We start from the raw sequence: 17,494 nt of genomic DNA on the forward strand, positions 1-17,494 counted from the left end.
GGAGTGACGTCAACAGAAATAATCAACAATAACGGTGAGGAATGCTCAGGGAAGATGAAGGAAATTCAAGATGGGGTGAGTGCGGTTGGTTGCCCTCACCCTGGCCCTCTCCCACCGGGAGAGGGAAATACAGGGGTTACAGCAACTTAGCGAGACGATTGATGTCCGACTGGATCGCCCCGGCGGTGACATCGCGCCCTGCACCCGGGCCACGGATCACCAGTGGGTTATCGCGGTACCAGCGGCTTTCGATTGCAAAGACGTTATCGCAAGGCAGCAGCGCCGCCAGCGGATGTTCAGGACGCACCGCCTCAACCCCCACACGCGCTTTACCGTTGGCCTCGAAACGCGCCACATAGCGCAGCACCAGCCCCATCTCGTTTGCGGCTTCCAGACGTTGCAGCATCTGCTCGTTCAGTTCATCACCGTTTTCAAAGAAGTGATCAATGGATCCTTCCTCGCAGCCTGCCGGCACCAGCGACTCGACGCGAACTGCGCCGGGTTCAATGTCATAACCGGCTTCACGCGCCAGGATCACCAGCTTACGCATCACATCTTTACCGGAAAGATCGACGCGGGGATCGGGTTCGGTTAGCCCCTGCTGCCACGCCTGATCCACCAGGTCAGTGAACGGTACGGTGCCATCAAACTGCAGGAACAGCCAGGAGAGCGTACCGGAGAAAATACCGCTCAGCGCCAGAATGCTGTCGCCGCTTTCAATCAGATCGCGCACGGTATGGTTAACCGGCAGACCCGCGCCTACGGTGGCGTTATAGAGCCAGTGACGACCGGTTTTTTCGAACGCGTCGTGGATCTGACGGTACTTATCGGTGCTGCTTGCCCCCGCCAGTTTGTTCGCACTGATGACGTGGAAACCGTGGCTGGCGAAATCAAGATACTGATCGGCAAGCTGTTCGCTGGCAGTAACGTCCAGCACCACCAGATCGTCATACGGGTGCGCGCGCATCCACAGGAACAGCGACTCTTCGTCTTGTTCAACCGCTTCATCATTAAAGAAGGCAAGCGCGCGGCTGGCATCCAGCCCCTCGTAGTTCAACAGACTGCGGCGGCTGTCCACCACTCCGGCGAGGATAAATTCAAAGCCGGTACGTGCTGAGAGCGTGACCTGCTCGCGCGCGAACAGCTCCAGCCAGCGAGAACCGATGTTGCCTTTACCGAACAACACCAGGCCGATGCGTTTTTCCGCACGGAACAGAGAGGTATGCAGACCCTGAATCAGGCTCTCAGTTGGCCCTTTACGCAGGACGGCAACGAGGCTGATGCCCTCTTCCGACTGCCAGGTAAATTCAACCGGTTGCCCTTTCAGCTGTTGCCAGAAGCGGTGGCAGTGCAGCGGGTTACGGGTGACGCCCGCACCTACCATCGCCACCAGCGCCAGCCCCTGACGCAGACGAAGCTCGCCCGGCAGGCCCGCTTCATCCAGAATTTTTAGTGCGCTGTCTGCCACTTCGGCGGTGTAGCAGAACTGCAGCAGTTGACGGTCGTTATGTACGCCAACCGCCAGCGGACGCACCTGAGCACGTTTGAGGATCGTGTCGATATCTTTATGCGCCAGTTTGAAGTCCTGGCCCGCCGGGACCTGGAACTCAATCAGGCAGATGTCGTCGTGGCTGGTGACAATACGCGCCCCCGTACCGGATGCCAGCACGCGTTCGATGCGCGTGGAGCCCTGATCCGGGGTGTAACTGCAGCGCAACTGCAGATCGATATCGCTACCGGAAACCGGCTGCAGCGTACGCGCATGCAGAACCGGCGCGGCCAGACGTGCCAGCTCGCTGGCTTCATCCAGGCGCAGCAGCGGCAGCAGGCAGGCGTCTTTCACCTTGCGTGGATCAGCGCTGTAAACACCGGCGACGTCACTCCAGATGGTGACGCGGGACACGCCCGCCAGGGCACCGATCTGCGTCGCCGAGTAGTCAGAGCCGTTACGCCCCAACAGCACGGTTTCCCCGGCATTGCTGCGGCTGATAAAGCCGGTCACCACAATGCGTTTACCCGGATGCTGTACCAGCAACTGTTGCAGCAGCGGGTAGGATAGACCTTCGTCCACCTGTGGCTGTGCGGCGCGTTCGGCACGCAGGAAATCACGCGCGTCGAGCCAGGCAGCCTCAACGCCCAGATGTTGCAGCACGGCGGCCATCAGGCGCGCAGACCACACTTCACCGTGACCCACCACTTCGGCGTACACCGCATCGGTAATACCGCTGTCCAGCAGGGCGGCCAGACGCTCAAGGTCATGCGTAAAAGCGCTAATCAGCCCATCCGCCACGTCTGCAGGCAGCAAACCGGCAATCAGCTCGCTCTGGTAACGGCGTAAGGACTGTTGCACCTGATGCGCAGAGAGGCGATCGGTCTGGCTCAATTTCAGCCAGCTAATCAGCTGGTTGGTGGTGCTGCCCGCCGCGGAGACAACCATCATGTCACCCGGCTGTGAATACTCTGTCATGATCCCTGCAACGCGCAGGTAACACTTCACATCAGCAAGACTACTACCACCAAACTTGTGCAGTTGACGACCCTTCGCCCCTGCCTGCGCTATCACACTCATGATTACCCCTTGGCTGCGACCCGGAAGCCATTTTCCAGATCGGCAATTAAATCTTCAGAATCTTCAATACCGGTTGAGATCCGCAGCAGCGTCTCAGAAATCCCGGCGGCGGCACGTGCCTCTGGTGCCATACCTGCGTGCGTCATGGTTGCGGCGTGGGAGATCAAACTTTCAACCCCACCTAACGATTCCGCCAGCGTAAACAATGACAGCCCGCTCAGGAAGCGACGCAGCGTTTGCTCGTCACCGTCCAGTTCAAAACTTAACATCGCGCCAAACCCTTTCTGCTGACGCGCGGCAATCTCGTGCCCCTGGTTTTCAGGCAGCGACGGGTGATAAAGCTTCTTCACCAGCGGCTGCGTTTTCAGGAAATCGACAATCGCCTGGGCATTGCGCTGTGCCACCTCCATACGCGGCGACAGCGTACGAATCCCGCGTAACAACAGATAACTGTCGAAGGCCCCGGCGGTGACGCCAATGTTATTGGCCCACCATGCCAGTTCGGTGACAACGTCGGGATCTTTTGCAATCACCACGCCTGCGACGACATCAGAATGACCGTTCAGATATTTAGTGCATGAATGCAATACCAGATCTGCACCCAGCGCCAGTGGGTTCTGAAGGGCCGGACTAAGGAACGTATTATCCACTACACTTATCGCTCCCGCATCCCTTGTGAGCTGACAAATTTTCGCAATATCGACAACGCGCAACAATGGATTACTTGGACTTTCCACCAGCACCAGCTTCGGTTTCTCTGCCAGCGCCTGTTTCAGCGCCTGTTCGTCATTTTGATCGACAAACAGTACCCGGTAACAGCCGCGTTTTGCCAGGCTATCAAACAGACGATAGCTGCCGCCGTAACAGTCGTGCGGCGCAACCAGCAGATCGCCCGGCTTCAGGAACACGGTAGTCACCAGATGAATGGCAGACATGCCGGTATTGGTTAATACTGCCCCTGCGCCACCTTCCAGTTCCGCCAGCGCGCGCTGGGTAACATCACGCGTAGGGTTGCCACGACGCGAGTAGTCATGCGCACGGGGTTCATTAAATCCGGTGAAATTATAGGTACTGGAAAGATGAATCGGCGGGACAACACAGCCGTACTGCTCGTCATCATTCAATCCGCTACGCACTGCGATGGTGGCCTGTTTACGCGTCATGGTGAAGGCTTCCTGGCTAATTAGGTGAAAAGTCAGGCACCAGAGTAAACATTGAAAGTATGGACGTCAATACATCTGGACATCTAAACTTCTTTGCGTATAGATTGAGCAATGCGCAAATAGCCGTTAAAATTATATGCTTTAGTGCACGCTGCAGCGGCAATATCCGTGCCACGGTATCGTCTCTACGGTAAACTACGCAGGTTTACGGTTCAAAACCGACGGTTACAGGTTTTGCACCTTTAGATTAATGACTGAGAGGATTAAAGGTATCTCATGGCTGAATGGAGCGGCGAATATATCAGCCCATACGCTGAGCACGGTAAGAAGAGTGAGCAAGTAAAGAAAATTACGGTTTCCATTCCTCTGAAGGTGTTGAAGATCCTCACCGATGAACGTACGCGTCGTCAGGTGAACAACCTGCGCCACGCAACCAACAGCGAACTGCTGTGCGAAGCGTTTCTGCATGCGTTTACCGGCCAACCGTTGCCGAACGATGACGACCTGCGCAAAGAGCGTAGCGACGAAATCCCGGAAGAGGCGAAGGTGATCATGCGTGAACTGGGTATCGACCCGGAGACGTGGGAATACTGATAAGCGGATACAAAAAAGGCACCTTGCGGTGCCTTTTTTTCGGGAAACTTATTTAGCGCCCGGGATGCTGAAACGCTTGTTGAAGCGGTCAACACGGCCACCGGTTGCAACGTCACGCTGCTTACCAGTGTAGAACGGGTGGCATTTGCCGCACACGTCCAGGTTCAGATCGTGACCCACGGTAGAGCGGATCTGGATAGAGTTACCGCAAGAGCAGTTTGCAGTAATCATTTCGTATTTCGGGTGAATATCTTTTTTCATGGGAGAACCTCAGTTAAGGCCGCGTCGCTCTTCCAGCCCTAACGCCAGACACCACGCGATGTTGAATGTAAGTTCTTTGGCGTAAAGTACACCAAAGGCGGCGAATCATACAGAATTTGACCAACGTATGCAAACTGATCCGCACGCCGCTTTCACTAATGTGTATACTAACGCGCCACTTTTCAAGTCAGGAAGATTCGATGCCCGTCGCTCACGTTGCCCTGCCCGTTCCGCTTCCCCGCACGTTTGACTATCTGCTGCCCGACAGCATGAGCGTTAAAGCGGGCTGTCGCGTGACCGTGCCCTTTGGCAAACAGCAGCGCGTAGGGATCGTCGTCTCCGTCAGCGACAAGAGCGAATTGCCGCTTAACGAACTGAAATCGGTCGTTGAGGTGCTCGACAGCGAGCCCGTTTACTCCACCAGCACCTGGCGACTGCTACTATGGGCGGCGGATTATTATCATCATCCGATTGGCGATGTTCTGTTCCACGCTTTACCGATTATGCTGCGCCAGGGCAAAAGCGCCAGCCACGCACCAATGTGGTACTGGTTTGCGACCGAACAGGGCCAGGCGGTGGACATTAACAGCCTGAAGCGCTCCCAGAAACAACAGCAGGCGCTGGCCGCCCTGCGTCAGGGGAAAATCTGGCGCCATCAGGTCGATGAGATGGAAGTCAGCGAAACCGCGCTCCAGGCACTACGAAAAAAAGGGCTGAGCGAACTGGCAAGCGAGGCTCCGGCCCTGTATGACTGGCGGGAGCGATTTTCCGTCTCGGGCGATCGCCTGCGCCTGAACACCGAGCAGGCCACCGCCGTGGGGGCGATCCACAGCGCTTCCGGCCATTTCTCCGCCTGGCTACTGGCCGGGGTCACCGGTTCCGGCAAGACAGAAGTCTATCTCAGTGTGCTGGAAAACGTGCTCGCGCAGGGCAAACAGGCGCTGGTGATGGTGCCGGAAATTGGCCTGACGCCGCAAACCATCGCGCGCTTTCGCGAGCGGTTCAATGCGCCGGTTGAGGTGCTGCACTCTGGCCTGAATGACAGCGAACGCCTCAGCGCCTGGCTGAAAGCGAAAAACGGCGAAGCGGCGATCGTGATTGGCACCCGTTCATCACTGTTTACACCGTTCAAAAATCTTGGCGTCATCGTCATTGATGAAGAACACGACAGCTCTTATAAGCAGCAGGAAGGCTGGCGGTATCACGCCCGCGATTTGGCCGTCTATCGCGCGCACAGCGAGCAAATCCCCATTATTCTGGGCTCTGCTACCCCGGCGCTCGAAACGCTGCATAATGTTCGTCAGCGTAAATACCATATGCTGCGCCTGACGCGTCGCGCGGGGAATGCGCGTCCGGCCATTCAACACGTGCTGGATCTGAAAGGTCAGCAGGTGCAGGCGGGGTTAGCACCTGCCCTTATCACCCGGATGCGTCAGCATTTGCAGGCGGGCAATCAGGTTATTTTGTTCCTCAACAGACGCGGCTTTGCCCCGGCACTGCTGTGTCACGACTGCGGCTGGATCGCAGAATGCCCGCGCTGCGACCACTACTACACCTTCCATCAGGCCCAGCGCCATTTGCGCTGCCACCACTGCGACAGCCAGCGCCCGGTGCCGCGTCAGTGCCCGTCGTGCGGGTCAACGCACATCGTGCCGGTCGGTCTGGGCACTGAACAGCTGGAACAGGCCCTGGAGCCGTTCTTCCCGGACGTGCCCATTTCCCGAATCGACAGGGACACCACCAGCCGCAAAGGGGCGCTGGAACAGCAGCTGGCAGAAGTGCATCGCGGTGGCGCGCGCATCCTGATTGGCACCCAGATGCTGGCTAAAGGTCATCACTTCCCGGACGTGACGCTGGTTGCCCTGCTGGATGTCGATGGCGCACTGTTCTCTGCCGATTTCCGCTCAGCCGAGCGTTTTGCCCAGCTTTATACCCAGGTGGCCGGACGCGCGGGACGCGCCGGGAAACAGGGCGAAGTGGTACTGCAAACGCACCATCCTGAGCATCCGTTGCTGCAAACCCTGCTGCACAAAGGCTATGACGCCTTTGCCGAGCAGGCGCTGGCTGAACGCCAGACCATGCAGCTTCCCCCGTGGACCAGCCACGTGATCATCCGCGCGGAAGATCATAACAACCAGCAGGCGCCGCTTTTCCTGCAGCAGTTGAGAAACCTTCTGCAGGCCAGCCCGCTGGTTGATAATCAACTGTGGATTTTAGGGCCGGTTCCGGCGCTGGCCCCCAAGCGCGGCGGACGTTTTCGCTGGCAGATTTTGCTCCAGCACCCTTCGCGCATCCGTTTACAGCACATCGTCAGCGGCACGCTGGCCTTGATCAACACCCTGCCAGAAGCGCGCAAAGTGAAGTGGGTGCTTGACGTTGATCCCATCGAAGGCTGAAGCCGGATCGAAAAATTTAACGTCCCTCACACTTTTTATGAAAATTCTGTAACCGATTCCATTAACTATCTGTAAAAATGGTGGCGTCAGAAGTTCGGTGTTCAGGCGAGGAGAAGACGTTGAAGTCCAGGAAAGAGGTTGCCACGGCGACCATGAAAGACGTTGCCCAGAAAGCACAAGTCTCTACGGCAACCGTGTCCCGCGCATTAATGAACCCGGATAAAGTCTCTCAGGCGACCCGCAACCGGGTAGAACAGGCCGCGCTGGAAGTGGGGTATTTCCCACAGGCGATGGGGCGTAACGTTAAACGTAATGAGTCGCGGACCATCCTGGTGATCGTACCGGACATCTGCGATCCCTTCTTCAGCGAAATTATTCGCGGCATCGAAGTGACCGCTGCGGAGCAAGGGTATCTGGTGCTCATTGGCGACTGCGCGCACCAGAATCAGCAGGAAAAAACCTTTATCGACCTCATTATCACCAAGCAGATCGACGGCATGCTGCTGCTTGGTTCGCGCCTGCCGTTTGATGCCAGCATTGAAGAGCAGCGCAATTTACCGCCGATGGTGATGGCCAACGAGTTTGCGCCGGAGCTGGAACTGCCAACGGTGCATATTGATAACCTGACCGCCGCGTTCAACGCCGTTAACTACCTGCAGGAGCTGGGGCATAAACGGATTGGCTGCATTGCCGGGCCAGAAGAGATGCCGCTGTGTCACTATCGCCTGCAGGGCTATGTTCAGGCGCTTCGCCGAACCGGCGTGACGGTTGATCCGCACTACATTGCGCGCGGTAATTTTTCCTTCGAAGCCGGTGGTCAGGCGCTGGAAAAACTACTGGCGTTGCCTGAGCCGCCTACCGCAGTGTTCTGCCACAGCGACGTGATGGCGCTGGGGGCATTATCGTATGCGAAACGCCGCGGCCTGCGCATACCGAAAGATTTGTCGATTATCGGTTTCGATAATATTTCGCTTTCAGAATTTTGCGATCCCCCGCTCTCAACCGTTTCGCAGCCACGCTACGACATTGGCCGTGAAGCGATGCTTCTTTTGCTCGATCAGTTGCAGGGTCAAACAGTTAGCAGCGGATCGAGGTTGCTGGACTGCGAACTGATTATTCGTGGTTCTACCCAGGCATTGACTTAAAGTAAATGTCTTTAGGACACCCTTATCTGGTCAAAGCCCCGCCGCTTAAGTAACATGGCGGACTGACGAACGAATAAATACAGCGAAACGATAGTGGCACAACGAGATTATGTACGTCGCGGCCAGCCGGCACCTTCGCGACGCAAAAAGAGTAGCGCAAAGAAAAAGCAACGTAACCTGCCTGCTGTCTCGCCAGCAATGGTCGCTATTGCTGCGGCGGTACTGGTGGCCTTCATCGGCGGCCTGTACTTTATCACGCACCATAAAAAAGAAGAGGCTGAGGCCCTTCAGGGCAACAAAGTGGTTGGAAATGGTCTGCCACCGAAGCCTGAAGAGCGCTGGCGCTATATTAAAGAGCTGGAAAGCCGTCAGCCTGGGGTGCGTGCGCCGACCGAGCCATCCGCCGGTGGCGAGGTGAAAAATGCCGATCAGCTAACGGACGAACAGCGTCAGTTGCTGGCACAGATGCAGGCTGATATGCGCCAGCAGCCTACGCAGCTGAATGAAGTGCCATGGAATGAACAAACGCCGGCGCAGCGTCAGCAAACACTGCAACTGCAGCGCCAGCGTCAGGCACAGATTCAGCAGCAACAACAGCAGCAGTGGACGCAAAACCAGCCGGTACAGCAGCCTAAAGCGCAGCCGCGCGTGACGGAACAGCCGTACCAGCAGCCGCAAACGCGAACGGCGCAGTCTCAGCCTGCTCAGCAGCCAAAGGCCCAGACGCAGAAGCAAACGGCTCAACCGTATCAGGATCTGCTGCAGACGCCTGCGCATACCACCGCGCAGCAGCCGAAAACACAGCAGGCCGCACCGGTCACCAAAGAGACCGAGGCACCGAAGCAGACGGCTGAGAAGAAAGACGAACGCCGCTGGATGGTGCAGTGCGGTTCGTTCAAAGGTGCCGAGCAGGCCGAAACGGTCCGCGCTCAGCTGGCATTTGAAGGATTTGACTCGCGCATTACCACCAATAATGGCTGGAATCGCGTGGTGATTGGCCCGGTCAAAGGCAAAGAAAATGCCGATGGCACCATTTCTCGTTTGAAAGTCGCCGGTCACACAAACTGCATCCGACTTGCTTCCGGGGGTTGAAACCCCCAAATTCCCCCCCATCTATCTTTCTATTCAGCCCTGAGCACAGGCTCAGGGCTTCTGTTTCCCGATTCTGTAACCAGGGGGTCTGCTCGTGACAACAATAGTAAGTGTACGCCGTAACGGCCACGTGGTAATCGCCGGTGATGGCCAGGCCACGCTGGGTAATACCGTAATGAAAGGCAACGTGAAAAAAGTCCGTCGTTTATACAACGACAAAGTGATCGCCGGTTTTGCAGGCGGCACGGCTGATGCTTTCACGCTGTTTGAACTGTTTGAACGTAAACTGGAAATGCACCAGGGTCATCTGGTGAAAGCCGCCGTTGAGCTGGCGAAAGACTGGCGAACCGACCGCATGCTGCGCAAACTCGAAGCGCTGCTGGCCGTGGCCGATGAAACCGCATCGCTGATCATCACCGGTAACGGTGACGTCATTCAGCCGGAAAACGACCTGATTGCCATCGGCTCTGGCGGCCCTTATGCCCAGGCTGCGGCTCGCGCACTGTTGGAGAATACCGACATGAATGCGCGTGATATCGCTGTGAAGGCGTTGGATATTGCGGGTGATATCTGCATCTATACCAACCACAACCACACCATCGAAGAATTGACCTCTAAAGCGTAAGGATCTCCCATGTCTGAAATGACCCCACGCGAAATTGTCAGCGAACTGGACAAACATATTATCGGCCAGGATAACGCCAAGCGTTCCGTGGCTATTGCTCTGCGTAACCGCTGGCGCCGCATGCAGCTCGACGAAGAGCTGCGCCATGAAGTGACGCCAAAAAACATTCTGATGATCGGCCCAACCGGTGTCGGTAAAACCGAAATCGCTCGCCGTCTGGCGAAACTGGCTAACGCGCCGTTCATCAAAGTTGAAGCCACTAAATTCACCGAAGTGGGCTATGTAGGTAAAGAAGTTGACTCTATCATCCGCGATCTGACCGACTCGGCAATCAAGATGGTTCGCGTTCAGGCGATCGAGAAAAACCGCTATCGCGCGGAAGAGATGGCTGAAGAGCGCATTCTTGACGTGCTGATCCCGCCGGCGAAAAACAACTGGGGCCAGGCTGAACAGCAGGCTGAACCGTCTGCGGCACGTCAGGCATTCCGCAAAAAGCTGCGCGAAGGCCAGCTGGATGACAAAGAGATTGAGATCGATCTCGCCGCCGCGCCAATGGGTGTGGAAATCATGGCACCTCCTGGCATGGAGGAGATGACCAGCCAGCTGCAGTCCATGTTCCAGAACCTGGGCGGTCAGAAACAGAAAGCGCGTAAGCTGAAAATCAAAGATGCGATGAAGCTGCTGATTGAAGAAGAAGCAGCAAAGCTGGTGAACCCGGAAGAGCTAAAGCAGGATGCGATCGACGCGGTTGAGCAGCACGGTATCGTGTTTATCGACGAAATCGATAAGATCTGTAAGCGCGGTAACGCGTCCGGCCCGGACGTCTCCCGTGAAGGCGTGCAGCGCGACCTGCTGCCGCTGGTTGAAGGCTGCACCGTCTCCACCAAGCACGGGATGGTCAAAACGGACCACATCCTGTTTATCGCGTCCGGTGCGTTCCAGATTGCCAGCCCGTCTGACCTGATCCCGGAACTGCAGGGCCGTCTGCCTATCCGCGTTGAGCTGCAGGCGCTGACCACTGAAGATTTCGAACGTATCCTGACCGAGCCAAACGCGTCTGTGACCGTACAGTACAAAGCGCTGATGGCGACCGAAGGCGTGAACATTGAGTTCACCGAAGACGGTATCAAACGCATCGCCCAGGCGGCCTGGCAGGTCAACGAAACTACCGAGAACATCGGTGCGCGTCGTCTGCACACGGTGCTGGAACGCCTGATGGAAGATATCTCTTATGATGCGAGCGACCTGAACGGTCAAACCATTACCATTGACGCAGAATATGTGGGTAAACACCTGGATGCGTTAGTGGCAGATGAAGATCTGAGCCGTTTTATCCTATAATCGCGGTTACTGCATTCTCATCACATTTAATGGGGGCTAATGCCCCCATTTTTTTGGCTTAATAACTATGACTGATATCAGCCGTACTCAGGCGTGGCTCGAAAGTCTGCGCCCTAAAACCCTTCCTCTGGCCTTTGCCGCGATTATCGTCGGTACCGTCCTTGCCTGGTGGCAGGGGTATTTCAATCCGCTGGTTGCCGTGCTGGCGCTGGTCACCGCCGGTTTGTTGCAGATCCTCTCTAATCTCGCCAACGACTACGGCGATGCGGTTAAAGGTAGCGATAAGCCTGACCGTATCGGCCCTCTGCGCGGGATGCAGAAAGGGGTGATTACGCAGGCACAGATGAAGCGCGCGTTGATTATCACCGTGGTACTGATTTGTTTATCCGGCCTGGCGCTGGTGACGGTCGCCTCGAAAACCACCAGTGATTTCATTGGTTTTCTGGTGCTGGGCCTGCTCGCTATTATCGCCGCCATTACCTATACCGTCGGCACGCGCCCTTACGGTTATATCGGCCTGGGTGATATTTCCGTGCTGGTATTTTTTGGCTGGCTGAGCGTGATGGGCAGCTGGTACTTACAGGCGCATACGCTTATTCCTGCCCTATTCCTGCCCGCCACCGCCTGCGGTCTGCTGGCAACGGCGGTACTTAATATCAACAACCTGCGCGATATCGACAGCGACCGTGAGAACGGCAAAAACACGCTGGCCGTGCGTCTGGGGCCGGTTAACGCGCGTCGCTATCATGCCTGCCTGCTGATGGGTGCCCTGCTCTGCCTCGCGCTGTTCAACCTGATCTCACTGCATAGTCTCTGGGGCTGGCTGTTTGTGCTCGCCGCGCCGCTGCTGATTAAACAGGCCCGCTTTGTGATGCGTGAGCTCAGCCCGGCAGCCATGCCACCGATGCTTGAGCGCACGGTAAAAGGCGCATTGCTCACTAACCTGTTGTTCGTGATAGGGATTATCCTGAGCCAGACGCTGAGTTAACTGACAAATATCAATTAACAATTGATGATTTTGCCAACAACGCATTTCGCACGATATACTGAACACATTCGCAGCAACAGAGCGTTAAACCTATGAAATACGATACCTCCGAGCTTTGTGACATCTACCAGGAAGATGTCAACGTCGTTGAACCGCTGTTCTCCAACTTTGGTGGACGGTCTTCGTTTGGCGGACAAATCATCACGGTGAAATGTTTCGAGGATAACGGGTTGCTGTACGATCTGCTCGAACAGAACGGTCGTGGTCGCGTGCTGCTGGTTGATGGCGGCGGCTCCGTACGTCGTGCATTGATTGACGCGGAACTGGCCGGAATTGCCGTGCAAAACGAATGGGAAGGCATTGTGGTCTACGGTTCAGTCCGCCAGGTGGACGATCTCGAAGACCTCGATATCGGCATTCAGGCGATTGCCGCCATTCCGGTAGGCGCCGCAGGTGAAGGCATTGGCGAAAGCGATATCCGCGTCAATTTCGGCGGCGTGACCTTCTTCTCCGGCGACCATCTCTATGCCGATAACACCGGCATTATCCTCTCCGAAGATCCGCTGGATATTGAGTAGTAAACAGTAAGCGAGCGCCATAAAAAAACCGCCAACAGCAATGTGGCGGTTTTTTTGTCCCTCGGGATTCGCGGTCCGTTGGGAAGGCTTGCAGGCTAATACCAAGGATCTTCATCATACTCTCGTCCAAACCTTGGGCAACCCCTCAGAAGCTTTATAAAATCCTAATTCTTTATGAATACCTTAACACCACGGTTGCTGCTTATTATGATGCAGCGTCCCTTTCCGCCATCTCGCAAATGGGCATCGGTCCAGGGAAAGGTGTATTCACAACCGTAAAACAGGCTAATACCAGGGCTTGTGTCCACCGACTTATCACCGGTGGTGAACGGTGGAGCGGTTAGCTGCAGGGACCGCATAATGAAACGCTATTTATGTATCGCGTTCATTGTCGCCAGCGTACTCGTTGTGAAGAGTGATGAACCCAATGTGTTCTTTGCTTTTGCTACGACAGCGCAGGACAAATAGCGTTAAGGCCGCCTTGGGCGGCCTTTTTAATGGTTATTACCCATTCGCGATAACCATAAAAAAGCCGGGTGGTGGCTTCGCCTTACCCGGCCTACTCAGTTCAATCCCAGGGGAATTAAACCTCTTCCATACGTCCCAGCAGTGCCTGCAGACGTTCCTGCCAGCCGTTCTGCTGTTCACGCAGCTGGTTGTTTTCGCGCTCCAGTTCTTCACGGCCGTGCTGAGCTGTCTGCACTTCTTGCGCCAGGCTGTTGTTCTTTTCTTTCAGCTCTTCAATTTCCATCTGCAGCAGCGTGATGGTGTCAATCGCCTGCTGTACTTTCGATTCCAGTTTCTCAAACACTTCTAAAGACATGATCCTACCTCTCCTGAATTGCAAGGCGACGCTTTAACGTAAACGCGCACAACATCTATGCCGATTGTATGAAGCCCCGTCGCCCCTGTCCAGCGACACACCGCGCAGATCGCGGTTTGCAACACTTTTCGGCCTCGTCCTGGTGCGTTCGCGGCAATTACCCCTAAGTTGTTAACTCATTAGTTAATGAAATGATTCAGCTCACACTCTCGCGCTGATGCAAAAATGCGCTTTATGGCGCGTAAACGCTCATTTTATTGACACAGACCACACATTTTGATTTCGATATTTCTCGTTTTTGCTCGTTAACGATAAATTAACACTATGTCTACAGGACATCATGGCTGTCACGGGCGGCCATGCTAACAATAAACATCAATCTCTTCAGGATTCCGATTATGAGTCAGACATCAACCTTAAAAGGCCAGTGCATTGCCGAGTTCCTTGGTACCGGGTTGTTGATATTCTTCGGAGTGGGCTGTGTTGCTGCACTGAAAGTGGCGGGTGCCAGTTTTGGTCAGTGGGAAATCAGTATTATCTGGGGTCTGGGTGTGGCGATGGCCATCTACCTGACTGCAGGGGTTTCTGGCGCACATCTTAACCCGGCGGTGACCATCGCACTGTGGCTGTTCGCGTGCTTCGACGGACGCAAAGTTGTTCCTTTCATTATTTCTCAATTTGCCGGCGCGTTTTGCGCAGCGGCGTTAGTTTACGGGCTTTATTACAATCTTTTCATCGACTTCGAACAGACGCATCATATGGTGCGCGGCAGCGTCGAAAGTCTGGATCTGGCAGGTATCTTCTCTACATATCCAAACCCGCATATCAATTTTGTGCAGGCGTTCGCAGTTGAAATGGTGATTACCGCTATTCTGATGGGCGTTATCCTGGCGCTGACCGACGACGGAAACGGCATTCCGCGCGGCCCGCTGGCACCTCTGCTGATTGGCCTGCTGATTGCGGTGATCGGCGCATCCATGGGCCCGCTGACCGGCTTCGCGATGAACCCGGCGCGTGATATCGGACCAAAAGCGTTCGCCTTTATCGCAGGCTGGGGCGACGTGGCCTTCACCGGTGGCAAAGACATTCCTTACTTCCTGGTTCCGCTGTTTGCGCCGGTTGTCGGGGCTGCGCTGGGTGCGTTTAGCTATCGCAAATTAATTGGTCGCCACTTACCGTGCGACACCTGTGTGGACGAGGAGAAAGAGACGACTTCTACCGCACAACAAAAAGCTTCGCTGTAATCTGACTACGGGACTTACACCATGACCGAAAAAAAATATATCGTTGCGCTCGACCAGGGCACCACCAGCTCCCGCGCTGTCGTAATGGATCATGACGCGAACATTGTCAGCGTGTCACAGCGTGAATTTGAGCAAATCTATCCTCGTCCAGGCTGGGTAGAGCACGACCCGATGGAGATCTGGGCATCGCAAAGCTCCACGCTGGTCGAAGTGCTGGCGAAAGCCGATATCAGTTCTGACGAAATAGCCGCGATTGGTATTACCAACCAGCGTGAAACGACAATCGTCTGGGAACGTGAAACCGGGAAGCCAATTTATAACGCCATCGTCTGGCAGTGTCGTCGTACGTCAGAGATTTGCGAACAGCTGAAGCGCGACGGTATGGAAGAGTACGTCCGCAGCGCCACGGGCCTGGTGGTTGACCCGTATTTCTCGGGTACCAAAGTGAAGTGGATCCTTGACCACGTGGAAGGTTCACGTGAGCGTGCAAAACGCGGCGAACTGCTGTTCGGTACCGTCGATACCTGGCTTATCTGGAAGATGACCCAGGGTCGCGTTCACGTCACGGACTACACCAACGCCTCGCGTACCATGCTGTTCAACATCAACACGCTGGAGTGGGATGACAAGATGCTGGACGCGCTGGATATTCCACGCGCTATGCTGCCAGAAGTACGTAAATCTTCTGAAGTGTACGGTCAGACCAACATCGGTGGTAAAGGCGGCACGCGTATTCCTATCGCCGGTATCGCCGGTGACCAGCAGGCGGCGCTGTTCGGCCAGCTGTGCGTTAAAGAAGGGATGGCGAAAAACACCTACGGTACCGGCTGCTTTATGCTGATGAACACCGGCGAGAAAGCGGTGAAATCAGAAAACGGTCTGCTGACCACCATCGCCTGCGGCCCACGCGGTGAAGTGAACTATGCGCTGGAAGGTGCGGTGTTCATGGCGGGTGCATCCATCCAGTGGCTGCGCGACGAAATGAAGCTTATCAGCGATGCATTCGACTCCGAGTACTTCGCCACCAAAGTGAAGGATACCAACGGTGTGTACGTGGTACCTGCGTTTACCGGTCTGGGCGCACCGTACTGGGATCCGTATGCACGCGGCGCGATTTTCGGCCTGACGCGTGGTGTGAATTCCAACCACATTATTCGCGCCACCCTGGAATCTATCGCTTACCAGACGCGCGACGTACTGGAAGCGATGCAGGCTGACTCCGGCATCCGTCTGCACGCTCTGCGCGTGGACGGCGGTGCGGTCGCGAACAACTTCCTGATGCAGTTCCAGTCCGACATTCTGGGCACCCGCGTGGAACGCCCGGAAGTGCGCGAAGTGACCGCGCTGGGTGCGGCGTACCTTGCGGGTCTGGCGGTCGGCTTCTGGCAGAATCTGGACGAGCTGCAGGAAAAAGCGGTTATCGAACGTGAATTCCGCCCTGGCATCGAAACCACCGAGCGTAACTACCGCTACAGCGGCTGGAAGAAAGCGGTGAAACGCGCCCTGGCGTGGGAAGAGCACGAAGAGTAATCATACATTCCCTCTCCCCCGGGAGAGGGTCAGGGTGAGGGGCTCCGGCTGCACCGGTCCCCTCGCCTCGCCCCACTCTGTGATAAACTTCGTGCAATTCCTTTTGATTGCACGAGTACCTCATGAAACGTGAACTTGCTATCGAGTTTTCCCGCGTTACCGAAGCCGCTGCCCTGGCAGGCTATAAATGGCTTGGCCGTGGCGACAAAAATACCGCCGACGGTGCGGCTGTCCATGCCATGCGCATTGTCCTCAATCAGGTCAATATTGACGGCACTATTGTGATCGGCGAAGGCGAGATCGACGAAGCGCCAATGCTCTACATCGGTGAAAAAGTGGGTACCGGCAAAGGCGATGCCGTGGATATCGCCGTCGACCCGATCGAAGGCACACGCATGACGGCGATGGGTCAGGCCAACGCGCTGGCCGTGCTGGCCGTGGGTGATAAAGGCTGCTTCCTCAACGCACCGGATATGTACATGGAAAAGCTGATTGTCGGTCCTGGCGCGAAAGGCGCCATCGACCTCAGCCTGCCGCTGGAAGAGAACCTGCGTAATGTCGCCAGCGCGCTGAACAAACCGCTAAGCGAACTCACCGTCACCATTCTGGCGAAACCGCGTCACGACGCTACCATCGCACAGATGCAAAAGCTGGGCGTACGCGTGTTTGCCATCCCGGATGGCGACGTGGCGGCCTCCATTCTGACCTGCATGCCAGACAGTGAAGTGGATGTCCTGTACGGTATTGGCGGCGCGCCGGAAGGCGTGGTCTCTGCTGCGGTGATTCGCGCGCTGGATGGCGACATGCAGGCCCGCCTGCTGCCTCGTCATGAGGTCAAAGGCGACAACGAAGAGAATCGCCGCATTGGCGAAGATGAGCTGGCGCGCTGTGAGGCAATGGGTATCGAAGCCAATAAAGTCCTCGCACTTCACGAAATGGCCCGCAGCGACAACGTTGTTTTCTCCGCGACCGGCATCACCAAAGGCGATCTGCTGGATGGCATCACCCGCAAAGGCAACATGGCGACCACGGAAACGCTGCTGATCCGCGGCAAATCGCGCACCATTCGTCGCATTCAGTCAATTCACTATCTCGACCGTAAAGACCCGGACGTACAGACGCACATTCTGTAAAACCGTTTGATC

Annotated in this window: 15 protein-coding genes; 11 read left to right on the forward strand and 4 right to left on the reverse strand. The window is 56.0% G+C overall.

From position 1 onward, the window contains the following. Nucleotides 1-136: 136 nt before the first annotated feature. Nucleotides 137-2,569, reverse strand: a complete 2,433-nt coding sequence (locus ACMWKA_RS20480) for a bifunctional aspartate kinase/homoserine dehydrogenase II (protein ID WP_038420815.1) — start codon at nucleotides 2,567-2,569, stop codon at nucleotides 137-139. A 2-nt stretch (nucleotides 2,570-2,571) separates the two neighbouring features. Further along, entirely contained in the window at nucleotides 2,572-3,732 is a 1,161-nt protein-coding gene (gene metB, locus ACMWKA_RS20485) for a cystathionine gamma-synthase (protein ID WP_013099309.1), read from the reverse strand. A gap of 276 nt (nucleotides 3,733-4,008) precedes the next feature. On the opposite strand from metB, the gene metJ reads away from it, so the two are divergent. Beyond that, entirely contained in the window at nucleotides 4,009-4,326 is a 318-nt protein-coding gene (gene metJ / locus ACMWKA_RS20490) for a met regulon transcriptional regulator MetJ (protein WP_003862042.1), read from the forward strand. A 48-nt stretch (nucleotides 4,327-4,374) separates the two neighbouring features. On the opposite strand, the gene rpmE is transcribed toward metJ, so the two are convergent. Next, nucleotides 4,375-4,587 (reverse strand): 50S ribosomal protein L31, encoded by a 213-nt coding sequence (rpmE, locus tag ACMWKA_RS20495; RefSeq protein ID WP_003862040.1) that lies wholly within the window; start codon nucleotides 4,585-4,587, stop codon nucleotides 4,375-4,377. Between the two features lie 200 nt (nucleotides 4,588-4,787). Between rpmE and priA the strand changes: the two genes are divergently transcribed. From priA to rraA, 7 genes are all read left to right on the forward strand, one after another. Then, a complete protein-coding gene (gene priA, locus ACMWKA_RS20500) occupies nucleotides 4,788-6,983 on the forward strand; it encodes a primosomal protein N' (protein ID WP_020686910.1) in 2,196 nt (731 codons plus the stop codon). Nucleotides 6,984-7,102: 119 nt separating this feature from the next. Further along, a complete protein-coding gene (gene cytR / locus ACMWKA_RS20505; RefSeq protein ID WP_013099311.1) occupies nucleotides 7,103-8,128 on the forward strand; it encodes a DNA-binding transcriptional regulator CytR in 1,026 nt (341 codons plus the stop codon). A 93-nt stretch (nucleotides 8,129-8,221) separates the two neighbouring features. Beyond that, nucleotides 8,222-9,220, forward strand: coding sequence for a cell division protein FtsN (ftsN, locus tag ACMWKA_RS20510; RefSeq protein ID WP_045294665.1), 999 nt, complete (start codon nucleotides 8,222-8,224; stop codon nucleotides 9,218-9,220). 94 nt (nucleotides 9,221-9,314) lie between these two features. Beyond that, nucleotides 9,315-9,845, forward strand: a complete 531-nt coding sequence (gene hslV, locus ACMWKA_RS20515) for an ATP-dependent protease subunit HslV (RefSeq protein WP_008501802.1) — start codon at nucleotides 9,315-9,317, stop codon at nucleotides 9,843-9,845. Nucleotides 9,846-9,854: 9 nt separating this feature from the next. Next, a complete protein-coding gene (gene hslU, locus ACMWKA_RS20520; protein ID WP_013099313.1) occupies nucleotides 9,855-11,186 on the forward strand; it encodes an HslU--HslV peptidase ATPase subunit in 1,332 nt (443 codons plus the stop codon). Between the two features lie 67 nt (nucleotides 11,187-11,253). Then, nucleotides 11,254-12,174: a 1,4-dihydroxy-2-naphthoate polyprenyltransferase gene (gene menA / locus ACMWKA_RS20525; protein ID WP_333095552.1), complete on the forward strand. Its 921-nt coding sequence runs from the start codon at nucleotides 11,254-11,256 to the stop codon at nucleotides 12,172-12,174. Between the two features lie 92 nt (nucleotides 12,175-12,266). Further along, nucleotides 12,267-12,752, forward strand: a complete 486-nt coding sequence (rraA, locus tag ACMWKA_RS20530; protein WP_013099315.1) for a ribonuclease E activity regulator RraA — start codon at nucleotides 12,267-12,269, stop codon at nucleotides 12,750-12,752. A gap of 583 nt (nucleotides 12,753-13,335) precedes the next feature. On the opposite strand, the gene zapB is transcribed toward rraA, so the two are convergent. After that, entirely contained in the window at nucleotides 13,336-13,575 is a 240-nt protein-coding gene (gene zapB / locus ACMWKA_RS20535; RefSeq protein WP_013099316.1) for a septal ring assembly protein ZapB, read from the reverse strand. A gap of 398 nt (nucleotides 13,576-13,973) precedes the next feature. Here zapB and ACMWKA_RS20540 point away from each other — a divergent pair, with 398 nt between their 5' ends. The 3 genes from ACMWKA_RS20540 (at nucleotide 13,974) to glpX (ending at nucleotide 17,482) form a co-directional block, all read left to right on the forward strand. Further along, nucleotides 13,974-14,819, forward strand: a complete 846-nt coding sequence (locus ACMWKA_RS20540) for an MIP/aquaporin family protein (RefSeq protein WP_013099317.1) — start codon at nucleotides 13,974-13,976, stop codon at nucleotides 14,817-14,819. A gap of 21 nt (nucleotides 14,820-14,840) precedes the next feature. After that, a complete protein-coding gene (glpK, locus tag ACMWKA_RS20545; protein ID WP_013099318.1) occupies nucleotides 14,841-16,349 on the forward strand; it encodes a glycerol kinase GlpK in 1,509 nt (502 codons plus the stop codon). 122 nt (nucleotides 16,350-16,471) lie between these two features. Then, a complete protein-coding gene (gene glpX, locus ACMWKA_RS20550) occupies nucleotides 16,472-17,482 on the forward strand; it encodes a class II fructose-bisphosphatase (protein WP_013099319.1) in 1,011 nt (336 codons plus the stop codon). The last annotated feature ends 12 nt before the right edge of the window (nucleotides 17,483-17,494 follow it).

Origin of the sequence: Enterobacter sp. 03-F-07-AD-ECC (assembly GCF_047530935.1) — a bacterium.
Lineage (GTDB): Bacteria > Pseudomonadota > Gammaproteobacteria > Enterobacterales > Enterobacteriaceae > Enterobacter > Enterobacter cloacae.

Excerpts from the sequence above, each read along its gene's own strand:
- ACMWKA_RS20480 (WP_038420815.1), bottom strand. The coding sequence starts at position 2,569 with ATGAGTGTGATAGCGCAGGCAGGGGCGAAGGGTCGTCAACTGCACAAG.
- metB (WP_013099309.1), bottom strand. The coding sequence starts at position 3,732 with ATGACGCGTAAACAGGCCACCATCGCAGTGCGTAGCGGATTGAATGAT.
- metJ (WP_003862042.1), top strand. The coding sequence starts at position 4,009 with ATGGCTGAATGGAGCGGCGAATATATCAGCCCATACGCTGAGCACGGT.
- rpmE (WP_003862040.1), bottom strand. The coding sequence starts at position 4,587 with ATGAAAAAAGATATTCACCCGAAATACGAAATGATTACTGCAAACTGC.
- priA (WP_020686910.1), top strand. The coding sequence starts at position 4,788 with ATGCCCGTCGCTCACGTTGCCCTGCCCGTTCCGCTTCCCCGCACGTTT.
- hslU (WP_013099313.1), top strand. The coding sequence starts at position 9,855 with ATGTCTGAAATGACCCCACGCGAAATTGTCAGCGAACTGGACAAACAT.
- menA (WP_333095552.1), top strand. The coding sequence starts at position 11,254 with ATGACTGATATCAGCCGTACTCAGGCGTGGCTCGAAAGTCTGCGCCCT.
- rraA (WP_013099315.1), top strand. The coding sequence starts at position 12,267 with ATGAAATACGATACCTCCGAGCTTTGTGACATCTACCAGGAAGATGTC.
- zapB (WP_013099316.1), bottom strand. The coding sequence starts at position 13,575 with ATGTCTTTAGAAGTGTTTGAGAAACTGGAATCGAAAGTACAGCAGGCG.
- ACMWKA_RS20540 (WP_013099317.1), top strand. The coding sequence starts at position 13,974 with ATGAGTCAGACATCAACCTTAAAAGGCCAGTGCATTGCCGAGTTCCTT.
- glpK (WP_013099318.1), top strand. The coding sequence starts at position 14,841 with ATGACCGAAAAAAAATATATCGTTGCGCTCGACCAGGGCACCACCAGC.
- glpX (WP_013099319.1), top strand. The coding sequence starts at position 16,472 with ATGAAACGTGAACTTGCTATCGAGTTTTCCCGCGTTACCGAAGCCGCT.